Annotated in this window: 19 protein-coding genes and 1 pseudogene; 7 read left to right on the top strand and 13 right to left on the bottom strand. The window is 59.8% G+C overall.

Annotated elements, in window-relative coordinates:
* Window positions 1–261: 261 nt before the first annotated feature.
* Window positions 262–2,328: an ATP-dependent helicase gene (locus BMX61_RS20325; RefSeq protein WP_075628815.1), complete on the top strand. Its 2,067-nt coding sequence runs from the start codon at window positions 262–264 to the stop codon at window positions 2,326–2,328.
* A 288-nt stretch (window positions 2,329–2,616) separates the two neighbouring features.
* Here the strand turns inward: BMX61_RS20325 and BMX61_RS20320 are convergent, their stop codons facing one another.
* The 4 genes from BMX61_RS20320 to BMX61_RS20305 are packed head-to-tail and all read right to left on the bottom strand — an operon-like array spanning window position 2,617 to window position 7,236.
* Complete coding sequence (locus BMX61_RS20320; RefSeq protein WP_075628814.1) at window positions 2,617–3,747, bottom strand: NAD(P)/FAD-dependent oxidoreductase; 1,131 nt, start codon at window positions 3,745–3,747, stop codon at window positions 2,617–2,619.
* A 44-nt stretch (window positions 3,748–3,791) separates the two neighbouring features.
* Window positions 3,792–4,799: a Gfo/Idh/MocA family protein gene (locus BMX61_RS20315; protein WP_075628813.1), complete on the bottom strand. Its 1,008-nt coding sequence runs from the start codon at window positions 4,797–4,799 to the stop codon at window positions 3,792–3,794.
* Between the two features lie 22 nt (window positions 4,800–4,821).
* Window positions 4,822–6,330: an amino acid ABC transporter permease/ATP-binding protein gene (locus tag BMX61_RS25410; protein WP_075628826.1), complete on the bottom strand. Its 1,509-nt coding sequence runs from the start codon at window positions 6,328–6,330 to the stop codon at window positions 4,822–4,824.
* 57 nt (window positions 6,331–6,387) lie between these two features.
* Window positions 6,388–7,236 carry an ABC transporter substrate-binding protein gene (locus BMX61_RS20305; protein ID WP_075628812.1) on the bottom strand — a complete coding sequence of 283 codons (849 nt, stop codon included), beginning with the start codon at window positions 7,234–7,236 and terminating at the stop codon, window positions 6,388–6,390.
* A gap of 225 nt (window positions 7,237–7,461) precedes the next feature.
* Here BMX61_RS20305 and BMX61_RS20300 point away from each other — a divergent pair, with 225 nt between their 5' ends.
* Window positions 7,462–8,556, top strand: coding sequence for a LacI family DNA-binding transcriptional regulator (locus BMX61_RS20300; RefSeq protein WP_075628811.1), 1,095 nt, complete (start codon window positions 7,462–7,464; stop codon window positions 8,554–8,556).
* 128 nt (window positions 8,557–8,684) lie between these two features.
* Here BMX61_RS20300 and fdxA read toward each other — a convergent pair whose 3' ends face one another.
* Window positions 8,685–9,020 (bottom strand): ferredoxin FdxA, encoded by a 336-nt coding sequence (gene fdxA / locus BMX61_RS20295; RefSeq protein WP_075628810.1) that lies wholly within the window; start codon window positions 9,018–9,020, stop codon window positions 8,685–8,687.
* Between the two features lie 118 nt (window positions 9,021–9,138).
* Window positions 9,139–9,738 carry a superoxide dismutase gene (locus tag BMX61_RS20290; protein ID WP_075628809.1) on the bottom strand — a complete coding sequence of 200 codons (600 nt, stop codon included), beginning with the start codon at window positions 9,736–9,738 and terminating at the stop codon, window positions 9,139–9,141.
* Window positions 9,739–9,841: 103 nt separating this feature from the next.
* Here BMX61_RS20290 and soxR point away from each other — a divergent pair, with 103 nt between their 5' ends.
* Window positions 9,842–10,294, top strand: coding sequence for a redox-sensitive transcriptional activator SoxR (soxR, locus tag BMX61_RS20285; RefSeq protein ID WP_075628808.1), 453 nt, complete (start codon window positions 9,842–9,844; stop codon window positions 10,292–10,294).
* Window positions 10,295–10,304: 10 nt separating this feature from the next.
* On the opposite strand, the gene BMX61_RS20280 is transcribed toward soxR, so the two are convergent.
* The 3 genes from BMX61_RS20280 to BMX61_RS20270 all read right to left on the bottom strand — a co-directional run bounded on the left by BMX61_RS20280 (window position 10,305) and on the right by BMX61_RS20270 (window position 15,819).
* Window positions 10,305–13,457 (bottom strand): efflux RND transporter permease subunit, encoded by a 3,153-nt coding sequence (locus BMX61_RS20280; RefSeq protein WP_075628807.1) that lies wholly within the window; start codon window positions 13,455–13,457, stop codon window positions 10,305–10,307.
* Between the two features lie 11 nt (window positions 13,458–13,468).
* Window positions 13,469–14,665: an efflux RND transporter periplasmic adaptor subunit gene (locus tag BMX61_RS20275; RefSeq protein WP_075628806.1), complete on the bottom strand. Its 1,197-nt coding sequence runs from the start codon at window positions 14,663–14,665 to the stop codon at window positions 13,469–13,471.
* Between the two features lie 372 nt (window positions 14,666–15,037).
* Window positions 15,038–15,819 (bottom strand): IS5 family transposase gene (locus tag BMX61_RS20270; RefSeq protein WP_234794764.1). Its coding sequence is split into 2 segments (ribosomal slippage): window positions 15,038–15,489 and window positions 15,489–15,819, totalling 783 coding nucleotides; the frame shifts between segments, so codons are not numbered across the junction.
* A gap of 300 nt (window positions 15,820–16,119) precedes the next feature.
* Between BMX61_RS20270 and BMX61_RS20265 the strand changes: the two are divergent.
* Window positions 16,120–18,048 (top strand): annotated as a pseudogene (locus BMX61_RS20265) (methyl-accepting chemotaxis protein).
* A gap of 314 nt (window positions 18,049–18,362) precedes the next feature.
* On the opposite strand, the gene BMX61_RS20260 reads toward BMX61_RS20265, so the two are convergent.
* Window positions 18,363–18,680, bottom strand: coding sequence for a winged helix-turn-helix transcriptional regulator (locus BMX61_RS20260; RefSeq protein WP_139198971.1), 318 nt, complete (start codon window positions 18,678–18,680; stop codon window positions 18,363–18,365).
* 626 nt (window positions 18,681–19,306) lie between these two features.
* Between BMX61_RS20260 and BMX61_RS20250 the strand changes: the two genes are divergently transcribed.
* From BMX61_RS20250 to BMX61_RS20240, 3 genes are all read left to right on the top strand, one after another.
* Complete coding sequence (locus tag BMX61_RS20250; RefSeq protein WP_075627977.1) at window positions 19,307–19,942, top strand: SOS response-associated peptidase; 636 nt, start codon at window positions 19,307–19,309, stop codon at window positions 19,940–19,942.
* A gap of 115 nt (window positions 19,943–20,057) precedes the next feature.
* On the top strand, window positions 20,058–21,035 hold the full coding sequence (locus BMX61_RS20245; RefSeq protein ID WP_075627969.1) for a sensor histidine kinase: 978 nt from the start codon (window positions 20,058–20,060) through the stop codon (window positions 21,033–21,035).
* A 21-nt stretch (window positions 21,036–21,056) separates the two neighbouring features.
* Entirely contained in the window at window positions 21,057–21,449 is a 393-nt protein-coding gene (locus tag BMX61_RS20240) for a response regulator (RefSeq protein WP_075627968.1), read from the top strand.
* Window positions 21,450–21,490: 41 nt separating this feature from the next.
* Here the strand turns inward: BMX61_RS20240 and BMX61_RS25465 are convergent, their stop codons facing one another.
* The 3 genes from BMX61_RS25465 to xth all read right to left on the bottom strand — a co-directional run bounded on the left by BMX61_RS25465 (window position 21,491) and on the right by xth (window position 24,605).
* Window positions 21,491–21,664: a hypothetical protein gene (locus BMX61_RS25465; RefSeq protein WP_170854989.1), complete on the bottom strand. Its 174-nt coding sequence runs from the start codon at window positions 21,662–21,664 to the stop codon at window positions 21,491–21,493.
* 333 nt (window positions 21,665–21,997) lie between these two features.
* Complete coding sequence (locus BMX61_RS20230; protein ID WP_075627967.1) at window positions 21,998–23,674, bottom strand: FAD/NAD(P)-binding protein; 1,677 nt, start codon at window positions 23,672–23,674, stop codon at window positions 21,998–22,000.
* A 160-nt stretch (window positions 23,675–23,834) separates the two neighbouring features.
* Complete coding sequence (gene xth, locus BMX61_RS20225) at window positions 23,835–24,605, bottom strand: exodeoxyribonuclease III (protein ID WP_075627966.1); 771 nt, start codon at window positions 24,603–24,605, stop codon at window positions 23,835–23,837.
* Window positions 24,606–24,611: the final 6 nt, after the last annotated feature.

The following is a 24,611-nucleotide window of genomic DNA, read 5'->3' as shown; positions in this document are numbered from 1 at the left end:
GGCAGAAGAGAATGGTGGCCGGTTCATGACACGGCAAACACCCTCTCGTTCCAATGCGCCTTAGGCGTGCGACGAATCCGAACATTTAATGCCGGCTTCAGGCAGGGCTTTCCATGTCGACCGCAAGCTGATATGTTCTTTATTTGTTCCGATTGTTCTCATGACAGCGATCGAACATAGAGCCACAAACGCCCATAGCGCCATCGAGCGTCCAGGCAACGCCGGCCTAAATTAAAATTCGCGGAGCATGCTTGAGGACGGATGGCGGCGTATCTGGAAAAGCTGAACGAGCGGCAACGCGAGGCGGTCGAGCATGGTATCGGCATGGCCGATGGCGGTGTCGGTGGTCCGCTGCTGATCATCGCCGGTGCCGGTTCGGGCAAGACCAACACGCTTGCCCATCGCGTCGCACATCTCATCGTCAACGGTGCCGATCCGCGCCGCATCCTTCTCATGACATTCTCGCGCCGGGCGGCCTCGGAAATGGGACGACGGGTCGAGCGCATCTGCCGGCAGGTGCTCGGCGACAATGCCGCCATCATGACGGATGCGCTTGGCTGGTCGGGAACGTTTCACGGTATCGGGGCGCGGCTGCTGCGCATCTATGCCGAGCAGATCGGCCTCGGCATCGACTTCACCATCCATGATCGGGAAGACAGTGCCGATCTGATGAACCTGGTGCGGCATGAGCTGGGTTTCTCCAAAACCGAAAGCCGATTCCCAACCAAGGGCACGTGCCTTGCGATCTACTCACGGGTTGTCAATGCGCAGTCGTCGATCGCTGAGGTTCTCAAAGCTTTCTATCCGTGGGTGGTCGGTTGGGAGGAGCAGCTAAAGCAGCTGTTCGCGGCTTATGTCGAGGCCAAACAGACGCAGGGCGTGCTCGATTATGACGACCTGCTTCTCTATTGGGCGCAGATGGTCGCGGAGCCGGAGCTTGCGGACGATATCGGCTGCCGTTTCGATCATATCCTGGTGGATGAATATCAGGATACCAACAGCCTGCAGGCCTCGATCCTCCTGGCACTGAAGCCGGGCGGCCGGGGCTTGACCGTCGTTGGCGACGATGCCCAGTCGATCTATTCCTTCCGCGCCGCGACCATCCGCAACATCCTCGATTTTCCGAATGCCTTCTCGCCGAAGCCAGCCGACGTGATCACGCTCGACCGGAACTATCGCTCGACACAGCCGATCCTTGCTGCCGCCAATGGCGTCATCGATCTCGCGCGTGAGCGGTTCACCAAGAACCTCTGGACCGATCGGCAGTCGGAGCAGCGCCCCCTGCTCGTCAGCGTGAGGGACGAGGCGGATCAGGCCAGCTATATCGTTGAACGGATCCTGGCCAACCGTGAGGTGGGCATGACCCTGAAACAGCAGGCCGTGTTGTTCCGCACGTCGAGCCATAGCGGTGCGCTTGAGGTTGAGCTGACCCGGCGCAACATCCCCTTCGTGAAATTCGGCGGCCTGAAATTCCTCGACAGCGCGCATATCAAGGATCTGCTGGCAACGATCCGTTTCGCGCAGAACCCGCGCGATCGTGTCGCCGGCTTCCGGCTTCTGCAGATGCTTCCCGGCATCGGGCCTCGAACGGCGGCGAAGATCCTCGATACGATTGCCGCCGATCCCGAACCCTTGCAATCTCTGGCGGAGATTCCGCCACCGCCGAAGACGGGCGAGGACTGGCACGCCTTCGTGAGCGTGCTTTCCACCCTTCGCAAAGGCGGTAGCGGCTGGCCGGGCGAGATCGGGCTGGCGCGGCTCTGGTACGAGCCGCATCTCGATCGGATCCATGAGGATGCCGATACGCGCAAGGCCGATCTCTTGCAGCTCGAGCAGATCGCTGGCGGCTATCAAAGCCGTGAACGCTTTCTAACGGAGCTGACGCTGGACCCGCCGGATGCGACCAGCGATCAGGCGGGTGTGCCGCTTTTGGATGAAGATTACCTCATTCTCTCCACGATCCATTCCGCCAAGGGCCAGGAGTGGCGCTCGGTCTTCATGCTCAACGTCGTCGATGGCTGCATCCCCTCCGACCTCGGCGCCGGAACGACGGCCGAACTGGAAGAAGAGCGGCGTCTTCTCTATGTCGGAATGACGAGGGCGCGGGACAGCCTTGCCCTGATCACCCCGCAGCGGTTTTTCACCCATGGCCAGAGCGCCCAGGGCGATCGACATGTCTATGCCGCGCGGACACGGTTCATCCCGGCAACGCTGCTGCAGTTCTTCGAGACGGTGAGCTGGCCGATCGTCTCTTCTGCGGCCGGCGAGCGCAGCGCGCGTCAGGTGAGGATCGATGTTGCGGCCAGGATGCGCGGCATTTGGCGATAGCAGCAGAAAGCCCTCGTGCAATGACGAAAACCTCATGGCGCGGCGAGGACGCGCACCGTCGCGAATTGCACAGACTGACGGAAAGAGGCCAAGCCCCGATTGATCTCGCACTTTCGCTGGTTGAGGCTTGTGAACTCAATCACGCCACCTCGATCCAAACAGGCGCATAGTCGCTTGTCTGCGAAGGGCAGCGACAGCCTGCAGAGGAACGCTCTGCAGATCAGGCTCGGACGCCGGACCCCGCCGGCTAGCAGACGGCAGGGTTGCGGGCTGGCTATCTTCTATGACCTAGTTCGAGGAAAAGCGCTCCGGCCGGAAGGTGGCAAGCATGGGGTGGGTCTCGCCAGTTGCGACTTCATAAGCGAGCAGCTCGCCAACGATGAGTCCCAGTGTCGCGCCGCTATGGCTGAAGGCGACATAGTAGCCGGGAATGGCCTTGATCGCGCCGATGACCGGCTCGCCGTCACCGGGGATCGGCTTTCCACCGACGCCGATTGAGGCGACTTCCAAGGTAGGATGACCTTCCATCACCTTTGCGGCCTCGGCCAGCAAGCCCTCGACGACCACCTTGTTGATGTCATAGCCGCCATCAGAGCGCTGCGTCACAGCCTCCTCTGCCGCCCAATCGGCATCCAGTGAGAAGGTGCCGCCCGGCCCCGGGCGGATCGCCACGCGCGGCGTGTTGAGCACGGAGCGCAGTGGGTGGGCATGCGGCTTGGTCTGCACCAGAAGCGCGATCGGCGTCCCGTCTGTGATGACCTGTCCGGCCTCCGCCACCATCTTCGGCACCGCAGGGCCAGTTGCCAACACCACGGCATCGGCGTCAAAGCGGCCGCCCTTAGCGGTCTCGACCCCGACTGCCTTACCGTTTTCGGTCGCAACCTTTGCCGCGCCCTGATCCGTCACAAGCCGTCCACCAAGGGCAGAGAAAGCCTGAAGCAGATGAGCGATCAGCTTGGGCAGATCAACCCACCCCTCCCCTGCATTGAAGATCGCGCCTTGCGGCGTAATCGCCTCGGGGGCCACGCCTGGCGTCACCTGGGCGACCTCAGCGCCCGAAACGCGCACTGCATCATAGCCGAGCACGATCTCGTGGCGGAAGGCGGCGTCGATTTCGTTTTTGTCATCATCACCATCCCACGTCAGACCGCCATCGAAGCGCAGCCAATCGGTGTCAACATGGCGGGCGAACAGGGTCCGGTAGCGGTCGATGCCGGCCATGCGTAGCCGATGGTAAGGGTCCGAACGCATGCGCGCGGAATTCAACCAAGACAGCGAACGCCCGGAAGCGCCATTGGCCGGCGGGCCATCGTTGAAGATAGTAACCTGAACGCCCCGGCGCGCCAGGTGAAGCGCAGTGGAAACGCCGAAAATACCGGCGCCGATGACGGCAGCTGAAGAAACTCTGGAATCGGTCATGCTGGATGTCTTTCAATCGATGATTGTCAGGATGAATCGCGGCGTCATACCGCTTCGAACCGGCCGCTGACGGCAGAGCGGAACAGCGCATCGATGGCCCTCATATTGGCGATTGCGTCGCTTAAACCCGGAGACGCCTGACGTCCTGAAAGAACCACCTCGGCAAAGGCGTCAGCCTGTTCGCGGTATTGGTCAACAGCTTCAATTCTAATCTCCACGCGCCCGCCACCAGCAAGATCCCGGCCATCATCCAGAAAGAGAGAGGTTGTCGCATCAGCCGGAGCGTTGAAGGGGACAGGAATGTCCAGCCGTGCGCGCGTGCCGAACACAGTCACCTTCTGGGTCAGCGCAAGCTGGGTCGAGCACGCGAAGACAAGCTGCCGCCCTTGCGGAAAGGCGAGCATGCCGCTCGTCAGCCGATCGGTGCCGAAGCGTTCGTCCTGCTCCATCAATGCAATGGCCTTGATCGGCTCGGCATCGAAAAGAAAGCGAGCCGTGTTGATGGCATAGCAGCCGACATCATAAAGGCCCCCGCCGCCAATGTCGGCCTGGTTGCGTACATTTGCAGGGTCATCGAGATAGTACGAGAAGATCGTCTGGATCGCCTGCACCTCGCCCAGCCGCCCCTTAGCGATCAAGGCATGCGCTGTCTTCCACTGCGGGTGATGGCGCACCATGAAGGCCTCGGCAACGTGTAGGCCAGAAGCCTGCTGCGCTGCGGCCAGCCGCTCGGCCTCATCCGCCGTCAGCGCAATCGGCTTTTCGCATAGAACCGGCTTGCCCTGCTCCAGTGCCCGGATCGTCATCGGAACATGCAGATGATTGGGCAGAGGATTGTAGATCGCGTCGATTTCGGGATCGGCCAGCAGCGCTGCATAGCTGCCGTATGCCTTCTCGATTCCGAAGCGCGCCGCCATGTACTTGGCCTTGTCTTCGTCACGCGAGGCAATGGCCGCGACATGACCGAGCCGGCTCGACTGAATTGCGGGAACCACAGCCTTTTCGGCAATACCGGCACAGCCGAGCACGCCCCCTCGAAGTGTTTGTATCATCTCTATCTCCACGCGACGCCCATCACAGCACTTCCGCCAGGAAGCGCTTCAGGCGCGGGCTTTGCGGATTGTCGAAAATGGTATCCGGCGGCCCAGCCTCGACCACACGGCCCTCGTCCATGAACACCACCTGATCGGCCACGCGGCGCGCGAACCCCATCTCATGGGTCACGACGACCATCGTCATGCCGCGCTGGCCGAGATCGGCCATCAGGTTCAGCACACCCTTGACCAGCTCCGGATCCAGCGCGCTTGTCACCTCGTCGAAGAGAATGACCTCAGGCTCCATGGCAAGGGCGCGGGCGATTGCGACGCGCTGCTGCTGGCCGCCGGAAAGACCACCCGGCCGATGATGAGCGCGGCTGGCAAGACCGGCATCGGCAAGCCGCGCCATGGCAAGACGTTCAGCCTCAGCTGTCGGAAGGCCTTTGATTTTTCTGAGCGACAGCGCTACGTTTTCGAGCGCTGTATGATCGGGGAAGAGATTGAAGTGCTGAAACACCATGCCGACGCGTCGGCGCAGGCGCTCAGGCTTCATGAAGAGGATGCTGTCTCCATCGAGCAGCACATCGCCGCTCTTCGGCTCTACCAGCCGGTTCAGGCAGCGCAGCAGGGTCGACTTGCCGGACCCGGAGGGCCCGATGACACAGGTAACGCTGCCGGGTTTGACGGAAAGATCGACGCCCTTCAGCACCTCCAGCGTGCCATAAGCCATGCCAAGATTGCGCACCTCCAGGCTGCCGCCCTTGAAACTTGAGGCTGACACGCGCTTGGCACCGTCCAGTTCGCTGACCTCTTCCGGCCCGCTGGTCACGACGGATGGACGCTGCTTGCCGATCCGAAGACGGCTATCGATCGCATTGACGACATGCGTCAGTGGAACCGTGACAACGAGATAGAAGATGCCGGCAAGAAGCAGCGGCGAGAGATTACCGGTCACCACCGCCTGGTCCTGACCGACCCGAAAGATCTCGCGTTCTGACGCCAGAAGACCGAGGAAATAGACGAGGCTCGAGTCCTTCACATTGCCGATGAACTGGTTGACCAGTGCCGGCAGTACGCGCCGCACCCCTTGCGGTACGACAATGAGCCGCATGCCCTGGCCGTAACTCATCGACAGCGCCCGGCAGGCTTCCATCTGCCCGCGCTCGACGCTCTGGATGCCGGAGCGAAAGATCTCGCCGATATAGGCGCCAGCGATGAGGCTGAGGGCCAGGATGCCCAGAGGATAAGGCGACGGGCCGAACAATTCGCGGCCAAGGCGCGCAAAGCCTTGCCCGATCAAAAGAATGGTGACGATCGCCGGCAAGCCGCGGAAAATGTCGGTGTAGAGGCGCGAGGGAATGCGCAGCCAAGCCGAACGCGAGATGCCCATGATCGCAAGCAGCATGCCGATCACCACGCCGAGGACGGTCGAGGCTGCAGCCAGTATCAGCGTGTTCTTCAGCCCGACGGTGATCATGGTCGGCAGAACTTCGGCCATCGCATTCCAGTCGAGGAAGCTTCGGCGCAGGTTTTCAAGCCAAGTCATCAGGTCGTCCTTGGAGAAAAGGCCGGCCCCGCCGTTCAGCAAGACCGGCGGGCGGCATCAGGGCTTGGGCAGGTAGGCTTCGGGCATTGGGGTGCCGGGGAACCATTTTTCATGCAGGCTCTTCCAGGTGCCATCCTGCATGGCGGCCTTGAGCTCCTTGTTCAGCGCCTCGCGCAGCGCATCGCTCCCCTTGCGGATCACAAAGCCTGCAGGCGCATCGAAGCTTGGAATGTTGACCGCGACTTTCAGCGCGGGATAGCGGGCCGCGTAATCCTTGGCCGCCTCATAATCGAGGAAATGCGCGTCGACCGTGCCATTATTGAGTGCGGAAACGGCGGAGTTGTTGTCCGGGAACTTCACGAGATCGGCGCCCGTGAAGTTCTTTTCGGCATAGATTTCCTGCAATGTTCCCTGCACGACGCCGAGCCGCTTGCCCTTGAGGGTGGCGGCGTCCTTGATATCAGCCTCTGGCGTGAGCACCGTCAGAAAACCGGCAAGATAGCCATCGCTGAAATCGACTGTCTGCTTTCGCTTGTCTGTGGTGCCAATGGCAGCAACGGCCACGTCGAAGCGGCTGTTGGCAACCGAGGGCATCAGGGCTGCAAAATCCTGGCCCGTAAAAATCACCTGATCTTTTTTGAAGCCCATCCGCTCGGCCACGTTCAGGAAGAGCTCGATGTCGAAGCCGGTGAAGGTGCCGTCGGCCGTGGTGAAGGCATAGGGCTTGGAATCACCCATGGTGCCGACGCTGATGGTGCCGGGATCGATCAGTCCAAGTGGATTGTTCTGTGAAAGCGCCGGCGTTGCCAAACCTGACGCCAGGCTGATGGCAAGCGCAGCGACGGTGAAGCGTATCCCAGCCAACGCTCGGAAAAGGGAAATATCGAGAGCCTGTTCAACGTGCATATCTGTCGTCTCCTCTGGTGGTCTTGTTTAGGCATGTCGTGAGAGCGCGCACGGGTCCTCCCGGACGTGGGAATGCTCCGCGCGTCCGACCGAGTGCCTCACTAGTGGATAATGATCTTCCCGTTGAGACCGGTATCATTTAGAAAGAGACCGGTCTCAATAGCGTTTTATGGACGTTATCGCCGCATTTGCCACTCGTCAACATCTCTTGTAAGGCTAGCAGCAATGGATAAGAACGCCCCTCCAAACAGTGCTTCGACCGTGGCTGACGTCGCCCGAGAAGCCGGTGTTTCTAAAGCGACCGCCGCGCGCGTCCTGGGAGGCTATGGAACCGTCAGCGAGAAAGTGCGCGTGGCCGTCATGGCTGCAGCCGAAGCTTTAGACTATCGGCCGAATGAGCTCGCCCGCTCCATGACGACGGGCCGCTCCGGGACGATTGGCGTGATCGTCGGGGATATCGAAAATCCGTTCTTTAGCCTTGCCGTGCGCGGGATAACGGACGTCGCCCGGCAGGCGGGCTTCACGGTCGTGCTCGTCAATTCCAGCGAGGACGCGAGGAATGAAGAGGCAGCGCTACGCACCCTTCTGGCCAAGCGTGTCGACGGGCTGATCGTCTCGCCGGCGAAGGAGAGCGAGACCGATCATCTGCGCGATGCCGCCCGCTCCGGTCGTCCGCTGGTGCTGCTCGACCGCGGCAGCGAGACACTTGGTGTCGACACGGTCGTCGCCAATGATCGGCATGCGGCAGAAAGCATAACCCGCAAGCTGATCGCGCGGGGCCACCGTCACATCGCCTATCTGACTGCCTGCGATACGCCTGACCATCACTTCCGCACGCCGGCAGACATTCACACCGGTTCCGTTCGCCGACGCATCGAGGGCTTTTTCAGCACCTGCCAGGAGGCGGGCATGACAGACGTGGAGCACAACATCCATGTCGGCGCCGTCACGCCAGAGCGCACGCGCGCCATCATCATGGCCATGATCGAAGCGCCGTTGCGACCAACAGCCATCATCGCCTCTGACAGCGTTATCGCGCTGGAGGTCTTCAAGCTATGCCGGGAATTCGCAATCCGCATCCCCGACGACCTTTCACTGGTCTCTTTCCACGATGCAGACTGGACCTCGGTGACGACGCCTCCGGTCACCGTCATCCGCCAGCCGGTTTATCAGCTGGGCGAAACGGCAGCCCGGTTGCTTGTTCGGCGAATGAAGGGCGATGTCGGTCCTCCTACCCGTACGGTCCTGGAGACGGAATTGGTGGAGCGCGCCTCTGTGTCCATGCCGGATCAATCTTCGGAGCCCCCTCACAGGGGATGATGCCGCTGTCTTGGCCGACTTTTGCACCGCCGCTCTCAGCCGCATTCTTGCTGCTTGTGCGGTCGCCTCCACATCCTGCGCACGATGTCGTGAGCGAGCCGCGAACTTACTATGTATGTTAAATCGGGTTAACCGCCCGCTCCCGGCTTCTCGGAAAAAATCGCCATCTTTGCTGCCGCGCCATTCATGATGTCTGCATCGGCGGGCGGCGGGCGCTTCTCGTGAATCCGCGGCCAGATCTGCGCATAGTGGCGATTAAGGTCGAGCCAGGCATGAAGCCCGGCCTCCGTGTCCGAGTGGATGGCCGCTGCTGGGCATTCCGGCTCGCAGATACCGCAATCGATACATTGGTCGGGGTGAATGACGAGCATGTTCTCGCCTTCGTAAAAGCACTCGACCGGACAGACCTCGACGCAGTCCATATATTTGCAGGCAATGCAGTTTTCTGTGACCACATAGGTCATTGCTTGCTCCATGGTCGGCAAGAGGAGCAGCCGGGTTAAAACCGGCTGCTCGCAGCCAATCGCAGTCGAAGGGATGGACCTTGCTTAACGGCGCTTGGCGGCCGGCAAGAAATGCCGTTTAGAGTCTTTCGGCGACCGCTTCCCAGTTCACCAGCTTTTCGAGCAAGTTTTCGAGATAGGCGGGGCGCTTGTTGCGGAAATCGATATAGTAGCTGTGCTCCCAGACATCGCAGCCGAGCAGGGCCTTCTGCCCGAAGCAAAGCGGGTTGACGCCATTTTCGGTCTTGGTGATCCGCAGCGCGCCATCCGTATCGACCACGAGCCAAGCCCAGCCGGACCCGAACTGCGCCGCGCCTGCCGCGCTGAACGCCTGCTTGAAACTCTCGACCGAGCCGAAGGCGCCGGTCAATGCCTTTTCGAGCGCGGGCGGGATCTTGGTGCCTCCCGGCGCGAGGATCTGCCAAAACAGGCTATGATTCCAGTGCTGCGACGCATTGTTGAAGATCGCGGATTGGGCAACGGCACCGCGTTCATAGGTGCCGACGACAATCTCTTCGAGGCTGCTCTTCTCCCACTGCGTTCCGGCAATGGCCTTGTTGCCATTGTCGACATAGGCCTTGTGGTGCAGGTCGTGGTGAAACTTCAGCGTCTCCTCCGACATGCCGAAGGGCGCGAGAGCATCATGGGCATAGGGAAGGTCTGGTAGCTCGAAGGACATCGAGATTTCCTCTGTCACTGTTCAAAGACGGGCGTTGAGCCTTGCCGGAACAAGGTGACATGATCTATAAAACCTCAGGCATAGTTGAGGTCAAGGGCATTTCATGGCGGAGCGACTGGAAAACGAACTGTCCGTAGGAGAGCTGGCCAAGCGCGCGGGCGTGGCCGTTTCCACGCTGCATTTTTACGAGGCCAAGGGCCTCATCACCCCGCGCCGCAACAACGGCAACCAGAGGCGCTATCCGCGCAATCTGTTGCGGCGTGTCGCCATCATCCGCATCGCCCAGCGCGCGGGCATTTCGCTTGCCGAGATCCGGGAGGCCCTCTCGGCCTTGCCTGCGGAGCGAACCCCCACGGCCGAGGACTGGCAGGTCTTGTCCTCGAACTGGAAGGCGCGGCTGGACGAGCGCATCACGGCCTTGACGCAACTGCGCGACGAGATGGCCGGCTGTATCGGCTGCGGCTGCCTGTCGCTGAGGGACTGCCCCTTGCGCAACCCGCGCGACGAATTGGGCAGGACCGCGACAGGCGCGGTCCTTCTTTCCCCCGGAGAGTGACGCCTGCGCGTCAAGCTGCCTGTGCCGGCTTCTCCATCGGCACGGTCTGCGGTTCATGTGGCTTGGCTTCCTCTTTGCGCGCGAACACCTTCGTCACCACCACGAAGAAGGTGGGGACCAGAAGGACGGCCAGAACCGTGGCGGAAACCATGCCGCCGAGAACGCCGGTTCCAATGGCACGTTGGCTCGCCGAGCTCGCCCCGGTCGCAAAGGCCAGCGGCACCACGCCCAGAATGAAGGCCAGGGAGGTCATCAGGATCGGGCGGAAGCGGAGCTTGGCGGCTTCGACCGTCGCCTCCAGAAGAGGCTTGCCCTCGGCACGCAAGTCGCGTGCGAACTCGATGATCAGAATGGCATTCTTCGCCGAAAGGCCGATGATGGTGATGAGCCCGACGGTGAAATAGATATCGTTCGGAATACCGCGGAATGTGACCGCGACCACCGCGCCGATCGCACCCAAGGGAACCACGAGCATCACGGCGATCGGGATCGACCAGCTCTCGTAAAGCGCTGCCAAGCAGAGAAACACGAATACCATGGAGAGCCCGAGCAGGAACGGCGCCGCATTGCCGGAGGCTTTTTCCTGATAGGATTGTCCGGTCCATTCAAAGCCGAAGCCCGGCGGCAATTCCTTTGCCAGCCGCTCCATTTCCGCCATGGCTTGGCCACTTGTATGGCCGGGCGCCGCGCTGCCACTGATCTTGACGGCCTGCAACCCGTTATAGCCGACCACCTGGGTGGGGCCCAAGGCCCAACGCGCCGTGGTAAAGGCCGACAGCGGGACCATCTCGCCTGTGCCGTTGCGGGCGTTCAAGGCCAGAAGGCTCTGCGCGTTCATCCGCTCGGGCGCATCGGCCTGCACGATCACGCGCTGCATCCGTCCGGCATTGGGATAGTCGGCCACATAGGTCGAGCCGATGGACGTGGACAGCACGGCATTGATCTCGTCGAAGCTCACGCCATAGGCATTGGCTTTACGCCTGTCGATATCCAGCATGATCTGCGGCGATGGCGGCAGACCTTCGATATAGGGATATTGTAGGATCGGGCTTTGCCAAGCCTTGCCGAGCAGCATGTTGGCTGCTTGCACGAGTGCGGCGTTCCCCTTGTTTGCCCGGTCCTGCAGGCGGAAGCTGAAGCCGCTGGCGTTTCCAAGTGCCGCGATCGGCGGCGGCGTGAGCGCGAAGATCGAGGCTTCTGGCATCCCGGCAAGCGTGCCGAGCGCTGAACCGACGATGGCATCCGATGAGTCCGACGGCCCCCGGTCGGACCAGTCTTTGAATGTCGCGAAGCTGATCCCGGCATTCTGCCCATTGCCATTGAAGCCGAAACCAAGAATCGTGACGATCTTCTCGATGCCTGATCGCCCAAGGAAGAAGCCATCGACCTTTTTAAGAACATTTGAAGTTCGCTCGGCCGTCGCGCCGGCGGGAAGCTGCGTCGTCGCAATGGCATAGCCCTGATCTTCGAGAGGGAGAAATCCTGTCGGCAGTCGAATGTAAACATAGCCAAGCGCGATGACGATCGCCGCGTAGAGCGCCATCATACGCAAGCTACGCCGGGTCGTTGCACCGATAATCCAGCCATACCCGCTGATTGTCCGCGCTATGACCCTGTCGAACACGCGGAAGAACCAGATCTTGCACTGAGAATGGCCCGCAGGGATCGGCTTGAGGATCGTCGCGCAGAGCGCGGGCGTCAGGGTGAGCGCCATCAGCGCCGAGAACACCATCGACATGACAATCGTCAGCGAAAACTGCTTGTAGATAATGCCGACGGCGCCTGGAAAAAACGCCATGGGCACGAACACCGCAATGAGAACGACCGTGATGCCGACCACAGCCCCCGTGATCTGTTTCATCGCCTTGGCCGTCGCCTGTCTTGGCGGCAACCCCTCCTCGTGCATGATGCGCTCGACATTCTCGACGACAACGATGGCGTCATCGACAAGAATGCCGATCGCCAGAACCATGGCAAACATGGTCAGCACGTTGATCGAAAAGCCAAAAAGCAGCAGTGCAGCACATGTGCCCAAGAGCGCGACCGGAACGACCAGGGTCGGGATCAAGGTGTAGCGCAGGTTCTGCAGAAACAGAAACATAATGACGAAAACGAGCGCCACGGCCTCGATAAGCGTATGAATGACCTTCTCGATGGAAATCGAAACAAAGGGCGTGGTGTCGTACGGTATTTCGTAGGCGATACCGGCAGGAAAATTCCTGGCAAGCTCGGCCATGCGGGTTTTGACAGCCTGCGCCGTGACCAGCGCATTGCCCGTAGCGTTCAGCTGAACGCCGAGCATTGCTGCCTCCCGACCGTTGATGCTCGAGGATATCGAATAATCCTGACCGCCAAACTCCACGCGCGCGACATCGGACAATCGGACGACTGAGCCGTCGGGGTTGGCGCGCAACACGATCTCGGCAAACTCCTTGGCGCTGGAAAGCTGGCCGGACGCTGAAACCGTTGCAGTGATCTCTTGACCACGCATGGTCGGTTGCGCGCCGATGCTGCCAGAGGAAACCTGCGCGTTTTGCGTCGCAATCGCATTGGTCACATCCTGGGCCGTCAGGTTCAAACCGACCAGCTTCTTCGTGTCGATCCACACGCGCATGGCGCGTTCGGTGGCAAAAAGTTGCGCCTTGCCAACCCCCGGCAACCGCCTGAGATCATCGATGACATTGCGCGTGGCAAATTCGCCGAGGTCGATCGCATTGAGCCTGCCATCGGTCGAAACGAGACCGACGAACAGCAAGAAGGCGCTGCTGGTCTCCTCGACCCGGATTCCCTGCTGGCGAACGGAGGCCGGCAAGCGCGCCTCGACACGGCTGATGCGGTTCTGGACGTCGACCGTAGCTGTCTGGGGATCGGTTCCCGACTGGAATGTGACATTGATCGTCACGCTTCCATGTGCATCGCTCACGGAGTCGTAATAGAGCATGCCGGTGGCACCGTTCATCTCCTGTTCGATGAGCTTGGTGACGCTGTCATAGAGGTTTTCGGGGGTGGCGCCGGGATAGCTTGTCGTAATCGCAATCGTTGGTGGAGCAACATTTGGATATTGCGAGATTGGAAGGAAAGGGATGGCGATAGCCCCGGCAAGCGCAATGGCCAAAGCGATGACACAGGCAAAAACCGGACGAACAATGAAATATTGCGGCATCGTGATGCCTCCTACAGCTTGGCCTGCTTCGCGCATGATGCGGCGCAGCCAGTTTCGAGCGCCGCGTCCGGGCCGCTCTCATCCTTGATTAGCTCGGCCGTCACCGGACCACCGGGCATGGTTTTCTCGGCACCATCGACGATGACCTGATCGCCCGGCTTCAATCCGTTCGTCACCAGCCAGCGATTCTCGATTGCAAGGTTTGTTACGATGGGCTGCACTACTGCTTTCCCATCCTTGACGATCATCACATGGGCCTGCCCGAGCGTGTCCCACTGCACGGCACGCTGGGGAACAAGCAGTGCTTGCTGAACCGTCTTCTGCCGCAGTTTCACGCGGACATAAGCGCCGGGCAAAAGCCGGCCCTGCGGATTTGCGAATTCGGCCCGCAACGAGACCTGCCCGGTGGTTTCGTTGACGACGGCGGCGGAGAACAAGAGATGACCGGGCTGATCATAAACCTCGCCGTCCCTGCCGATCAGCTGGACCGCCATGTTGCGTCCGGCTTTTCCAGACGGCTCGACATCCGCAACGCGCTGGATGTCCAACACATCTTCAAGCGGCGCGGTAAAGTCGACATAGACGGAACTGAGTTCGCGCACGATGGCCATCTGAGTGCCATCCTCCTGACGGACAAAGGCGCCTTCTGTGACCAACGCGGCATCGATCCGTCCTGCGATTGGCGCGCGTACGGTCGCATAGCTCAGATCGAGATCCGCCGTCTGGAGATTGGCGCGCGCGACGCCGACTTCGGCCTCCGCCTGTCTGCGGCTTGCTAGGGCGGTGTCATATTGATCCTTGCTCGCCACCTTTTTCTTCAGAAGATCACCAGCCCGGACCTCTTGCTGCTTGGCCAGATCCAAGGCAGCCTCCGCCCTAGCAAGCTGCGCTCGCGCAGCGTCCGCGGCTGCCTGAAACCTCGCCGGATCGATGTGGAAAAGCACGTCCCCTGCTTTGACATCTGCGCCTTCAGTGAATTCGCGCGCGAGAACGATGCCTGTGACGCGAGCACGCACTTCCGCCAGTCTGGTCGCCACTATTCGGCCCGGATAGTCCTGCTCAACAGGGACATCGGCCGCCGCAATCACAACGGCTTTAACCGTGGGCGCAGGATAGGCCGCCGGCGCGCCCCCATCCGCCCGGTCGCAGGAGGCAAGGATAAGCGACAGCGGTACAAGGACGATCGGGACGAAGCGGAACGAGTGCATGGGATGATCCGGGTTGTCGTTTGGCTTTCGCGGCTCATTGAGGCGCGGAGGGGTGCCCATCTGAGCGGCCCGGATAGGGTCATAGGACCTCAACTATAGTTTAGGTCAAGAAATATTTTACCTGTGACATGAACTGGCTGGAGCCTAGCTGCAGGACACACGGTCGATGCGTCGCAAGGTCGGTCTGGCGCCTTCCAATCGGGCCAGACCGTAGCCAGCGACTTGCTTTTGCTAAAGGGAGGTCGGCCCAACGCGCGGCGGTCCGAACGGTGTTCTTGCCCGATCAATAATCCCATCAGACTAGCGAGCGGGATTGAGGGCGCTTTTAAGGCACTGTTCGTCAATCTTTTGGATAAGCGGCCCCCCGTCGGGTTAGGTTCTGTTGACAAAGTATGGCAGCCATATTTTTGCGGCAGCCAGGGCGAGGAATGCTGAGAAGGATTTTCGGGTCTTGTCGTATCGGGTCGCAACGCGACGGAACTGCTTGAGGCGGTTGAACATCCGCTCAATGCGGTTTCGATCCTTGTATGCCCGGAAGTCGCAGGCAGGCGGGTTCTTCCGGTTGGCCTTCGGCGGAATGACTGGCCTGATCCCATGGATCAGGAGTTCCTCGCGCAGGAAATCACCGTCATATCCTTTGTCGGCGAGGAACAGTCTCGGCTTGCCGACAGGTATCGCCAGCAGGTCCGGAACGGCGTTGTAGTGCGAAGCCTCTCCGCCCGTCAGGACGAAGCCAAGAGGGCGTCCCTGACCGTCTGCTCGGGCGTGGATTTTCGTCGTAAAGCCGCCGCGTGATCGACCAAAAGCCTCCTGATAAGTCCCCCTTTAGCGCCCGCAGCCTGCGAATGGCCGCGAACCGTGGTGCTGTCGATCATGTGCTGCCAGTCATCCGTCAGCCCCAGTTCAACGAGGGTCTCAAGCAGAGCGTCCCAAACTCCTTGTTCAGCCCACCGGCGGAAGCGCACATAGACCGAGTTCCACTTTCCGTAGCGCTCATGCATATCGCGCCAGGGGCAGCCAACCCGAAGAACATGCAGCATACCGTTCAGGTATCGTCGATTGTCGTGCGAGGGCCGGGATTTCCTACCGCGTTCGGTGGGTAACAGACCCTCAATGATCCGCCACTCCATATCCGTAAGGTCGCCACGAGCCAAAGCTGCCTCCCAAAAAGCAGTCTTGAATCATGCTTCCGATGATTTGGGAATCCACTTTGTCAACAGGGCCTAGGTGGAAGCGTTACTAAAGACCGCACTACCGGCTGGTAGCTCTCTTGATGTGATATTAACGGTTGCTAAAATTGAACGTGACAAATTGACCGTTGAACGACGCGTCGATCGATACGCAGAATTGCCGTCTGGCTTGCGTCTCCGGCTCTGCCAACAGTTGCCGAAGCGGCAAGTGATTTCGCCCGAGATCGACGATCAGCAAGTTGTTCGGAGGCGACATTAAAGCACATATCCATCATTGGAAAATTTCTGACGATCATGGCCTGCTTTGGCGTGTTTTCGTTAGGCGTTGCCCTCTACTCAACGCATCAGATCTCGAATATTGACGGGCGGTACAGCGATCTCATGGATCATGAGACCACCGCCGCGTTGAATCTTGCGCGCGCAAACCGCTTCCTTCAGGGCGCGCGTGCCGCCATCGGCGACCTCTTAATGTCACGCTCCGATGAACTGAACGCACGGGCGGAAAACGAGCTGAAGGAGGCGACAGAGAGCTTTTCCAAGTTTATGGACAAGGCGATTGCCGCCATGCCGCAGCGCTCGGACATCTCTGAGCTCAAGGGCCAAGGTCTCGACATCATTTCCAAGCTATGCGCGCCGACGATCGCTGCGGGTCAGGCAGCGACGGAGGCCAAGGCCGTCACGGCATCCCAGGACATGTTCTTGCAGAGCTGCCAGCCTGCCTTCGCTGCCCTTTCGCCCCGGCTCACGGCAATGGTCGCGCAGATCGTCGAAGCGACCGATAAGATCGATAATGATGTCTCTGCCCAGGCAACAAGCACGATCACCACAACTCTGGTTGCCGTTTTCGTCGGTCTGGTCTCCGTCCTGATCGGCGGGTTCGTGGCGGTTCGCACCTGGTTGGTGCGGCCTATTCAGCAGATCTCTGCCACGATGAACGTGCTCGCCGACGGCAACCTTACCATCCCTGTCGGCGGCACGGAGCGGCGTGACGAAATCGGTCTGATGGCAAAGGCTGTGCAGGTGTTCAAGGACAATGGCTTGCGCGCGCGTGGTCTGGAAGAAGAGGCGGCGTCTGCTCGCTCTATGAGCGAGGCTGAACGGGTGCGCGTGGCGCAGCTGGACCACCAGCGAACCCTGGAGATCTCTCAGGCGACCTCAGGGCTTGCCGAAGGTCTGAGGCACTTGTCGAACGGCGATCTGACATTCCGGTAGAGCGAGCCCTTCGCCAGCGATTTCGAGGCATTGCGATAAGACTTCAACGCTGCTGTTGACCAGATGTCGAAGAGCCTGCGATCTGTTGCCACCGCGACATCGACGATCGACAGCGGTGCGCGGGAAATCAGCCAAAGCGCGGAAGATCTGTCGAAGCGCACGGAACAGCAGGCTGCTTCGCTCGAGGAAACAGCGGCAGCCCTCGACCAGATCACCACGAATGTCGCCAACTCCTCCAAACGCACGGAGGAAGCCCGGCATGTCGCGTTGGAAGCCAATGCGTCTGCGAAGAAGTGTGGCGTTGTCGTTTCGGATGCTGTCGCGGCGATGCGGCGGATCGAGACCTCGTCCAATCAAATCTCGAGCATCATCGGCGTCATCGATCAGATTGCCTTCCAGACCAATCTCCTTGCGCTCAACGCTGGCGTCGAAGCCGCGCGCGCAGGCGAGGCCGGCAAGGGGTTTGCGGTCGTTGCGCAGGAAGTTCGTGAATTGGCGCAGCGTTCTGCCCAGGCTGCAAAGGAGATCAAGGCGCTGATCGACAATTCCGCCGGTGAGGTCAGTACCGGGGTCAGGCTGGTTCAGGAAACGGGCCAAGCACTCGAAGTGATCGAGCGGCAGGTCGCGACCATCAACAAACAGCTCGACGCCATCTCGACATCGGCGAAGGAGCAGGCCGCCGGGCTGTCCGAGGTCAATACGGCCGTCAATCAGATGGACCAGGTGACACAGCAGAATGCGGCAATGGTCGAAGAGTCGACCGCGGCCAGCGCGTCGCTCGCGAAGGAAGTTTTACGTCTGAAGGAGATTATGTCGGCCTTCAGAACCGGCGCGGGCGATACCGACGGCTCGCAAAGGGTAGAGCTGGCCAAGCCAAGGCATCGTGCTGTCGCCTCCCCGGCAAGACGGATGTTGACCAAGGTTGCAAGCTCGATAAGCTTGGGCCATTCCACCGCTGCGGCAAGTTGGCAGGACTTCTAAGGGCGGGTCTCGCAGCAACCATAGGACGCGACGACAACCCTTCATGGCGAGAACCCTGGCTACCGAGGCGCGCCATTGAAGAGATGAGATGCCGTGCGTCGTGATGCGCGATCCTGTGCATTTGACGCCGTGACGCTCTCCCAGATAGGCAAGGTTGCATGAGCAACCCAGGCCCGAAGGAGAAGAGATGACAACAATCAAACTCTATCAGGTGGAACGGCACACCGCCTGCGATGGCTGGACCAGCACTTGAGCGAGGAGGATGAAGGATACCGTCAGGCGCCTGGTCTGGGAAGGACGTAAGGTCTGAGCGGTTAATCCACATCAGGAGATGCCCGAAGAGACTGAGCATATTCCACCATGATAGCGATGATCGCTTCAACGCAGCGACGGTGAACGCCTGTCAACTTATAATAGCGGACGTTTCCGTTCTCTCTCACATCCAAGACACCATGCAGTGCAAGCTCTGTCAGAATTTGGCTTGTGTAGCTTTGCGTAATTTGCGCCCGTTTAGATATTTCATTGACGGTGTGCTTGCCATCTAAAAGTCTGACAATCATTGGCCCGTTCGGACGGCTGAGGAGCTTCAGAAGCTTGACGATATCGGGCCTGGCGGCAAAATCCAACGTCATATCGCAACTCACGAACATATAATAAGCTTAGCTTATCTCATTCGTCGGCCGGGGCTTCAACCCACCACAGCGTGCTTCTTTGCCGCCCGAAACACGACCAATCAACCTGTTGTTCAATAGCTTGCTGGGCAATCTCGTGACCCGATAGGCGCAGAAGGGTCAGTTTCGTCTCTCGCTCTCCAAGCGCTGACGGAGCGACTCGATTTGAGCTGATGCCTTTTCAAGTACCGACAGCAACTGTGACACCTCGTCAGACGGGCACTTGTGGACATGTTCTAGCGTAATCAATGATTTAGAGACTTTGATCAGATGCGCGGCATTCTCAAGAGCGAACCTATCAGTCGACATTACCTCTCCGATTCCTCTGCCAAGCTTCACCGCAAACTGCTACTTAAGTTTATCAGGCACTCTTAATGTAGATTAGTATTGCGCAAGACAATAGATATTTAATCTAAATTTCCGTAATTTAACGGCCGGTCAGCTTCAACTCAGGCTTGGTGCAGACGAAGGGCCGCTGCCCGGAAGCGGTGGCCTACGATGAACGTCGCGACCGCAAGATCCTGCTCTCGATTCACGCTGATACCCATGAGACGATGCGCAAGGGACGGCCGCGGCAGGAGGATCGGATGTGCAATCTCTACAATGTCAGCACCAACCAAGAAGCCATGCGCGCCTTTCGCCAGGCGCTCGATCGGCTGGGCAACCTTGAGCCCTTGATCGACATCTATCCCGACCGGCCGGCACCTGTTCTGCGCCGCACGGCCGAGGGCGAGGCATGGGACCGCCTGACCTGGGGCATGCCGACACCGCCCTCGATCCTGGGCGACAAGCCGGACACGGGCGTCACCAACATTCGCAATGTCACCTCGCCACACTGGCGCCGCTGGCTCGGGCCGGAGAACCGCTGTGTGGTGCCTTGGACGACGTTCTGCGAGTGGGAGGACACCAAGCCTAAGAAGCGCAAGCGCTGGTTCGCGATCAACGACGACAAGCCCCTCGCCTTCTTCGCCGGCATCTGGACCGAGTGGCGAGGAACGCGCGGATCCATGAAGAACCCGCGCGAGGGAGAGCATCAGCTATTCGGCTTCCTGACCACCGAACCAAACGCGGTGGTCAAGCCGATCCACCCGAAGGCCATGCCGGTCATCCTCACAAGGGCGGAAGAGGTCGATGTGTGGATGCGGGCGAACTGGGCCGAGGCCAAGGCGCTTCAGCGGCCTTTGCCGGATAATGGGCTAATTCTGCTACCTGACGGGAGCTGAGGACGGCCGTCGCGCAATCTTGGCAAGCGTTTTAAGTCCGCTATTTTCACGAGCGCAAGTGCAAAGCCGTTTGAAGCCCGTCACCATCAAGAGCATATTTCAAGGCGAGCCAGATATGATGCTTGAAGACCTTTATCGCCTCCTAAGAGCGGGTCACGTGCAAGCTCAGGGTATCGTCGACACGATGACACAGCCCATCGTTGTTGTCGACCAAGCGATGATCGTTTCGGCTGCCAACAACTCGTTCATTAAAACCTTCAGAGTCGATCGGGATGAGGTCGTCGGGCATAGTCTCTTCGACGTCGGCAACGGACAATGGGACATAGGCGACCTTCGCCGCCTGATGAGCGACGTCATTCCCAAAGCCGCTGCCATTATTGGCTTTGAAGTGCAGCACGACTTTCCGGAGATTGGGCAGAAAACCTTTCTGGTCGATGCCCGGAAACTGGTGCATCCGGACGACAACAGCACCAGCATCCTCGTGCTTTTTGATGATGTGACGGAGAGGAAGCGGGCTGACGCCGAAAAGGACTTTCTGATTTCGGAAACGCGTCACCGGATGAAGAACCTCTTTGCCGTTGTGCGCTCGCTTGCCATGCGCATAGAGGTCGAAGGACAGACCGCAAGCGATTACCGCGACATATTTCTTGAGCAGTTGGAGGCGACGCTTCGCGCCCAGCAGATCGCTTCAAGCTCTGAACCCACCGACCTGGCATTTCTCCTGCACGAGTCAGTTTCCGAAACAGAGGTCGACCGCGTCAAGGTCGATGGCGATGCTGTCACGATCGACAGTAGCAGGGTGGTGACGCTCAGCATGATGTTTCACGAACTCGCGACCAACTCGCTGAAGTATGGCGCACTGTCAGTCCAGGAGGGTCATGTTGCCGTCCATTGGCGCGTTGAGAACGGCTCACAGGAGCCCGCTCATATCGTGCTGACTTGGACAGATCACGGTGGCCCACCTGTTCAACCACCATCGAAAACGGGATATGGCACGCAGCTCTTGGAAGGTGCGTCTCGTCACATGGGAGGAGCGGTGGAACTTGACTATCGCCCGGATGGTTTGGTCGTCACGCTTCGCCTCCCGCTATGATGCAGTTTGAAACGAGCCCGCATGAACGCTCCGCAGCCACCACCCGACAAGAAACTCGTCCTCGTTGTCGAGGACGAGCTGTTTCTCGCCCTTGATCTGCAAAAGGCCTTATCTGACGGCGGGTTTGAGGTTCAGGGGCCGGCTGCATCGGTCACGTCCGCTCTTGATCTCATTCGCGCCCGGCGTCCAGATGCCGCCGTTCTGGATGTGACACTCCATGGCGAGAAAGCAACACCCGTCGGCGTTTTGCTGAAGTCGCTCGTTGTCCCACTGGTGCTTGCGAGCGCCAGCGACCCTGCGGAGCTGGCGCGGCATGCGGTCTTTTCGGACGTCCTCAATCTTGGCAAGCCGACCAACTTGCCGAAACTGGTTCGCGCCGTCCGCGGTCTCCTGGCGCCTCTAGAAGACCGTTGATGGACAGGTTTGATGTACTTGGGTGCCCCGAGGGCCAAGTTTCAGGCTGCGACCTTCTGCCGATTGGCATGCTGAAGTCCGAGGTCGAATTGGCTGATGAGCTCCGACAATCGGTTTGCTTCACTCGACAGGGTGGCGCTGGTGGCCGTGGCTTGCTCGACCATTGCTGCGTTCTGTTGGGTCACCTGGTCCATCTGATTGACGGCAGCGTTCACCTCTGCAATGCCGGTGGACTGTTCTTGTTAAGACGTCGAGATCGTGACCATATGCTTGTTGATGGTCACGACATGCTGGGAGATCGCGTTGAGGGCATCCCCAGTACCCTGGACCAGTTGCACGCCGCCCTGGACCTCCTGCGTCGAAATCGCGATCAGGTTCTTAATTGCCAGAGTGGCTTCTCAATCAGCTGAGATCTGATGCAAAGCATGCTCGGGCATTTCGAAAACGCCCAAGATCGGCGGGCCACTACACCGCTGCATGGCAGGCAACTTCGCATCATACGTGCGTTACAGCGGCACGCCGGATATCCATTCAACATGCTGGCGACGTCACCGAAGTGAAAGAAGCTCGGCCCCGGCATTTGGCTCTTTCGGTCCCGCAGCCTCCAGAATAGCCTTTGCGACCTTTATCCCGAGTTGATGGGCGCTGGTAATTCCCTGGACAAAGGGGAGCTTGTGCAAAAGGAATGGTACAGAGACGCAATACAGGTTCCTGCAGGCATTCGTGGTGATGATCGGCCTGAAGTCGTCATCCACGTCGACCCCACCGGTCCGCTTGAAACTGCCCTCGAGTTCTCCTGCGCGCGTCTTGGCTTCCTTTACGACCTTTTGCTGACGGAGGCTCGGAAAAGGAAGATCGGACGCAGACAGGGGATGCTGCCCGGTCGCATCGACAAAGGCGGCGAACCGAAACGTGCGGTCGCCAAGTTTGACGGTCACGCCCGGTTCTGCATCATTCTTTTCGATGCCATAATCCTCTCCAAGCCCGAGCACCTTAAGCCTTTTCGCCCGATGCAGCGCCAGAAGCCGTTCGATGGATTCATGGGGGACCGTCGCATAATCGTCCACGAACACCGTCTTGAAATGCCGGTGGAAGCGATCGAGGTCTTCAGTGTTGAGATGAGGGATCGCGGCTGCGATGACCTCGTGCATCCTGAGGATTGCATAGCGCCATTGCACCGTCATGCGGCCGGCCTTGTTCAGCTTGGCTTCCGCCAAATTGCGAGCAGCCCAGGCAAAAGGCGGAGCCTCCTCGCGATCGCGGAAATAGCGGCCGGAGAAGTCTTCCACTGTCGCAAAGGCCAGCCCGATATGCCCGGCATAGTCAGGGTCGGCTGCGGCAAGCTCTATCCGGAACAACTCGAAAATTTTGTCCAGGAGCCCGGCTGGCCCTTCGGCAATGGCGCGCGCCATAGCGTCCTGCGTACAGAGTGTCAGCGGCTCGTAGGGGATGGGACAGTAAAAGTCGGCCTCAGGGAGCAACCCCTTCCGCGACATCATTGTCATCTTCAGGCCGTCTGAGCTCTTTGCGGCTTGATAGCCGAGCATACCCTCCTCGTCGCGGAGAAAGATCCCATGTGCTCCGGCTATGGAGACAACGGCATCGATGCCGCTCAGGGATGTGCCGAGAACGGCAACGGAGACCGGACCGATCTGCCGGATCGCAGACGCCGGCCAGGGTGAGACAAAATAGCCCGGAGACGTCTCGGTGTTGGCAGGCCAATCATGGCCTGTCGCCATCACGACATGATCGAAGACGACATCGCTGGAGGAGCCGTCGCCGCTTTGCACGGCCAAAGTGATGTCGTCCTCGCCGAGCCTGATGTCTGTGACCTTGTGACTGGCACAGACATCGATCGAATGGCCGGCTGCCATTCCGAGGGCGACAAGCGACCAAAACTGTGCGGCCAAATAGTCGCCAAGGACCACCCGAGGATAGAATTCCCGGTCGCCGATTGCGCCATGCTCGATCCCCATCGCCTGCAACTCGTCAAATGACCTTGCAGATAGCCAGCCGACAAGCGTTTCGACGATGATCGGGATTTCAATGCTCGCGATGTTAGCGAGCATGGCGCGATCGTTGACGGCGGGATGGTATGGTGTGCCTTTGCCTGCGTCCGGAGATTCCTCATAGACCGTGATGGCAAGAGGAGCCTTCGAACGAATGAGGCCCTTCAGAGCGTAGATGCCCGTCGGCCCTGACCCAATGATTGCGATCCGCGTCATGAATGCTTTCCATTTGGAATATTTCGAGCGCAATGCTCGCTTTGTCTTACGGCGCTGAGGCGGCTTCGGGCAGGCCGCAATGCCAAGCGGCGGGACATTTGGTGTAAGCTGTTCCGTCAATCGCCTCGTGCCGTGGCTGGTAGTGACTTCTTGAACTCAATCACGCCACCTCGATCCACAAGGGTGCATGGTCGCTTGTCTGCGGCAGAGCCCGAACCCATCGATCGACACCTGCCGCCTTCAGGCCGACAGCCAAAGCTGGGCTTAGAAGAAAATGGTCGATCCGCAGGCCAGCATCCCGTTCGAACGCTTTTCGCCAGTACGGCCAGAAGGTGTAGATCGCCTCGTCCGGATGGAGCGTTCGAAGGGCGTCGGTCCAGCCTTGCTTCAATATGGCGGCATAGGCGCGGCGGACCTCCGGCCGAAACAGCGCATCGTCACGCCACCGTTCGGGCTTGTAGACATCAAGATCAGTCGGCATGACATTGAAATCGCCGATCAGCGCAACCGGCACCTCGAGATCGAGCAGGTCTTGCGCATATGTCTGCAGGCGCTCACACCAACGGAGCTTGTAATCGAATTTGGGACCGGGCGCCGGATTGCCGTTCGGAAGGTAGAGGCACCCAATGATCACGCCGTTGACGGCCGCCTCGATGTACCGGCCTTGATCGTCATCGGCATCGCCCGGCAGGCTGCAGCGCGTTTCGATCGGCTCGACACCCCGCGACAGGATCGCTACGCCGTTCCAGCTTTTCTGCCCGCGCCAGATCGCGCCATAGCCCGCTTTCTCGATGGCCCTATGCGGGAATTTCTCGTTCGGGGCTTTGAGTTCCTGCAGACAGACGACATCAGGCGCAGCCTCCTCGAGCCAATGCAAGAGGATGTCGAGCCGCCCGTTAATGCCGTTGATGTTGTAGGTCGCGAGTTTCACCGACGA

The organism is Xaviernesmea oryzae (assembly GCF_900109605.1).
Lineage (GTDB): Bacteria > Pseudomonadota > Alphaproteobacteria > Rhizobiales > Rhizobiaceae > Xaviernesmea > Xaviernesmea oryzae.
The sequence above is the reverse complement of the archived record's forward strand: the minus strand, read 5'-3'. Positions and strand labels throughout refer to the sequence as shown.

Coding starts and splice junctions, on each gene's coding strand:
- BMX61_RS20250 (WP_075627977.1), top strand. CDS start 19,307: ATGTGCAATCTCTACAATGTCAGCACCAACCAAGAAGCCATGCGCGCC.
- BMX61_RS20320 (WP_075628814.1), bottom strand. CDS start 3,747: ATGACCGATTCCAGAGTTTCTTCAGCTGCCGTCATCGGCGCCGGTATT.
- BMX61_RS20290 (WP_075628809.1), bottom strand. CDS start 9,738: ATGTCCTTCGAGCTACCAGACCTTCCCTATGCCCATGATGCTCTCGCG.
- BMX61_RS20315 (WP_075628813.1), bottom strand. CDS start 4,799: ATGATACAAACACTTCGAGGGGGCGTGCTCGGCTGTGCCGGTATTGCC.
- BMX61_RS20280 (WP_075628807.1), bottom strand. CDS start 13,457: ATGCCGCAATATTTCATTGTTCGTCCGGTTTTTGCCTGTGTCATCGCT.
- BMX61_RS20260 (WP_139198971.1), bottom strand. CDS start 18,680: ATGACGTTGGATTTTGCCGCCAGGCCCGATATCGTCAAGCTTCTGAAG.
- soxR (WP_075628808.1), top strand. CDS start 9,842: ATGGCGGAGCGACTGGAAAACGAACTGTCCGTAGGAGAGCTGGCCAAG.
- BMX61_RS20230 (WP_075627967.1), bottom strand. CDS start 23,674: ATGACGCGGATCGCAATCATTGGGTCAGGGCCGACGGGCATCTACGCT.
- BMX61_RS25410 (WP_075628826.1), bottom strand. CDS start 6,330: ATGACTTGGCTTGAAAACCTGCGCCGAAGCTTCCTCGACTGGAATGCG.
- BMX61_RS20325 (WP_075628815.1), top strand. CDS start 262: ATGGCGGCGTATCTGGAAAAGCTGAACGAGCGGCAACGCGAGGCGGTC.
- BMX61_RS20245 (WP_075627969.1), top strand. CDS start 20,058: ATGATGCTTGAAGACCTTTATCGCCTCCTAAGAGCGGGTCACGTGCAA.
- BMX61_RS20275 (WP_075628806.1), bottom strand. CDS start 14,665: ATGCACTCGTTCCGCTTCGTCCCGATCGTCCTTGTACCGCTGTCGCTT.
- fdxA (WP_075628810.1), bottom strand. CDS start 9,020: ATGACCTATGTGGTCACAGAAAACTGCATTGCCTGCAAATATATGGAC.
- BMX61_RS20300 (WP_075628811.1), top strand. CDS start 7,462: ATGGATAAGAACGCCCCTCCAAACAGTGCTTCGACCGTGGCTGACGTC.
- BMX61_RS20305 (WP_075628812.1), bottom strand. CDS start 7,236: ATGCACGTTGAACAGGCTCTCGATATTTCCCTTTTCCGAGCGTTGGCT.
- BMX61_RS20240 (WP_075627968.1), top strand. CDS start 21,057: ATGAACGCTCCGCAGCCACCACCCGACAAGAAACTCGTCCTCGTTGTC.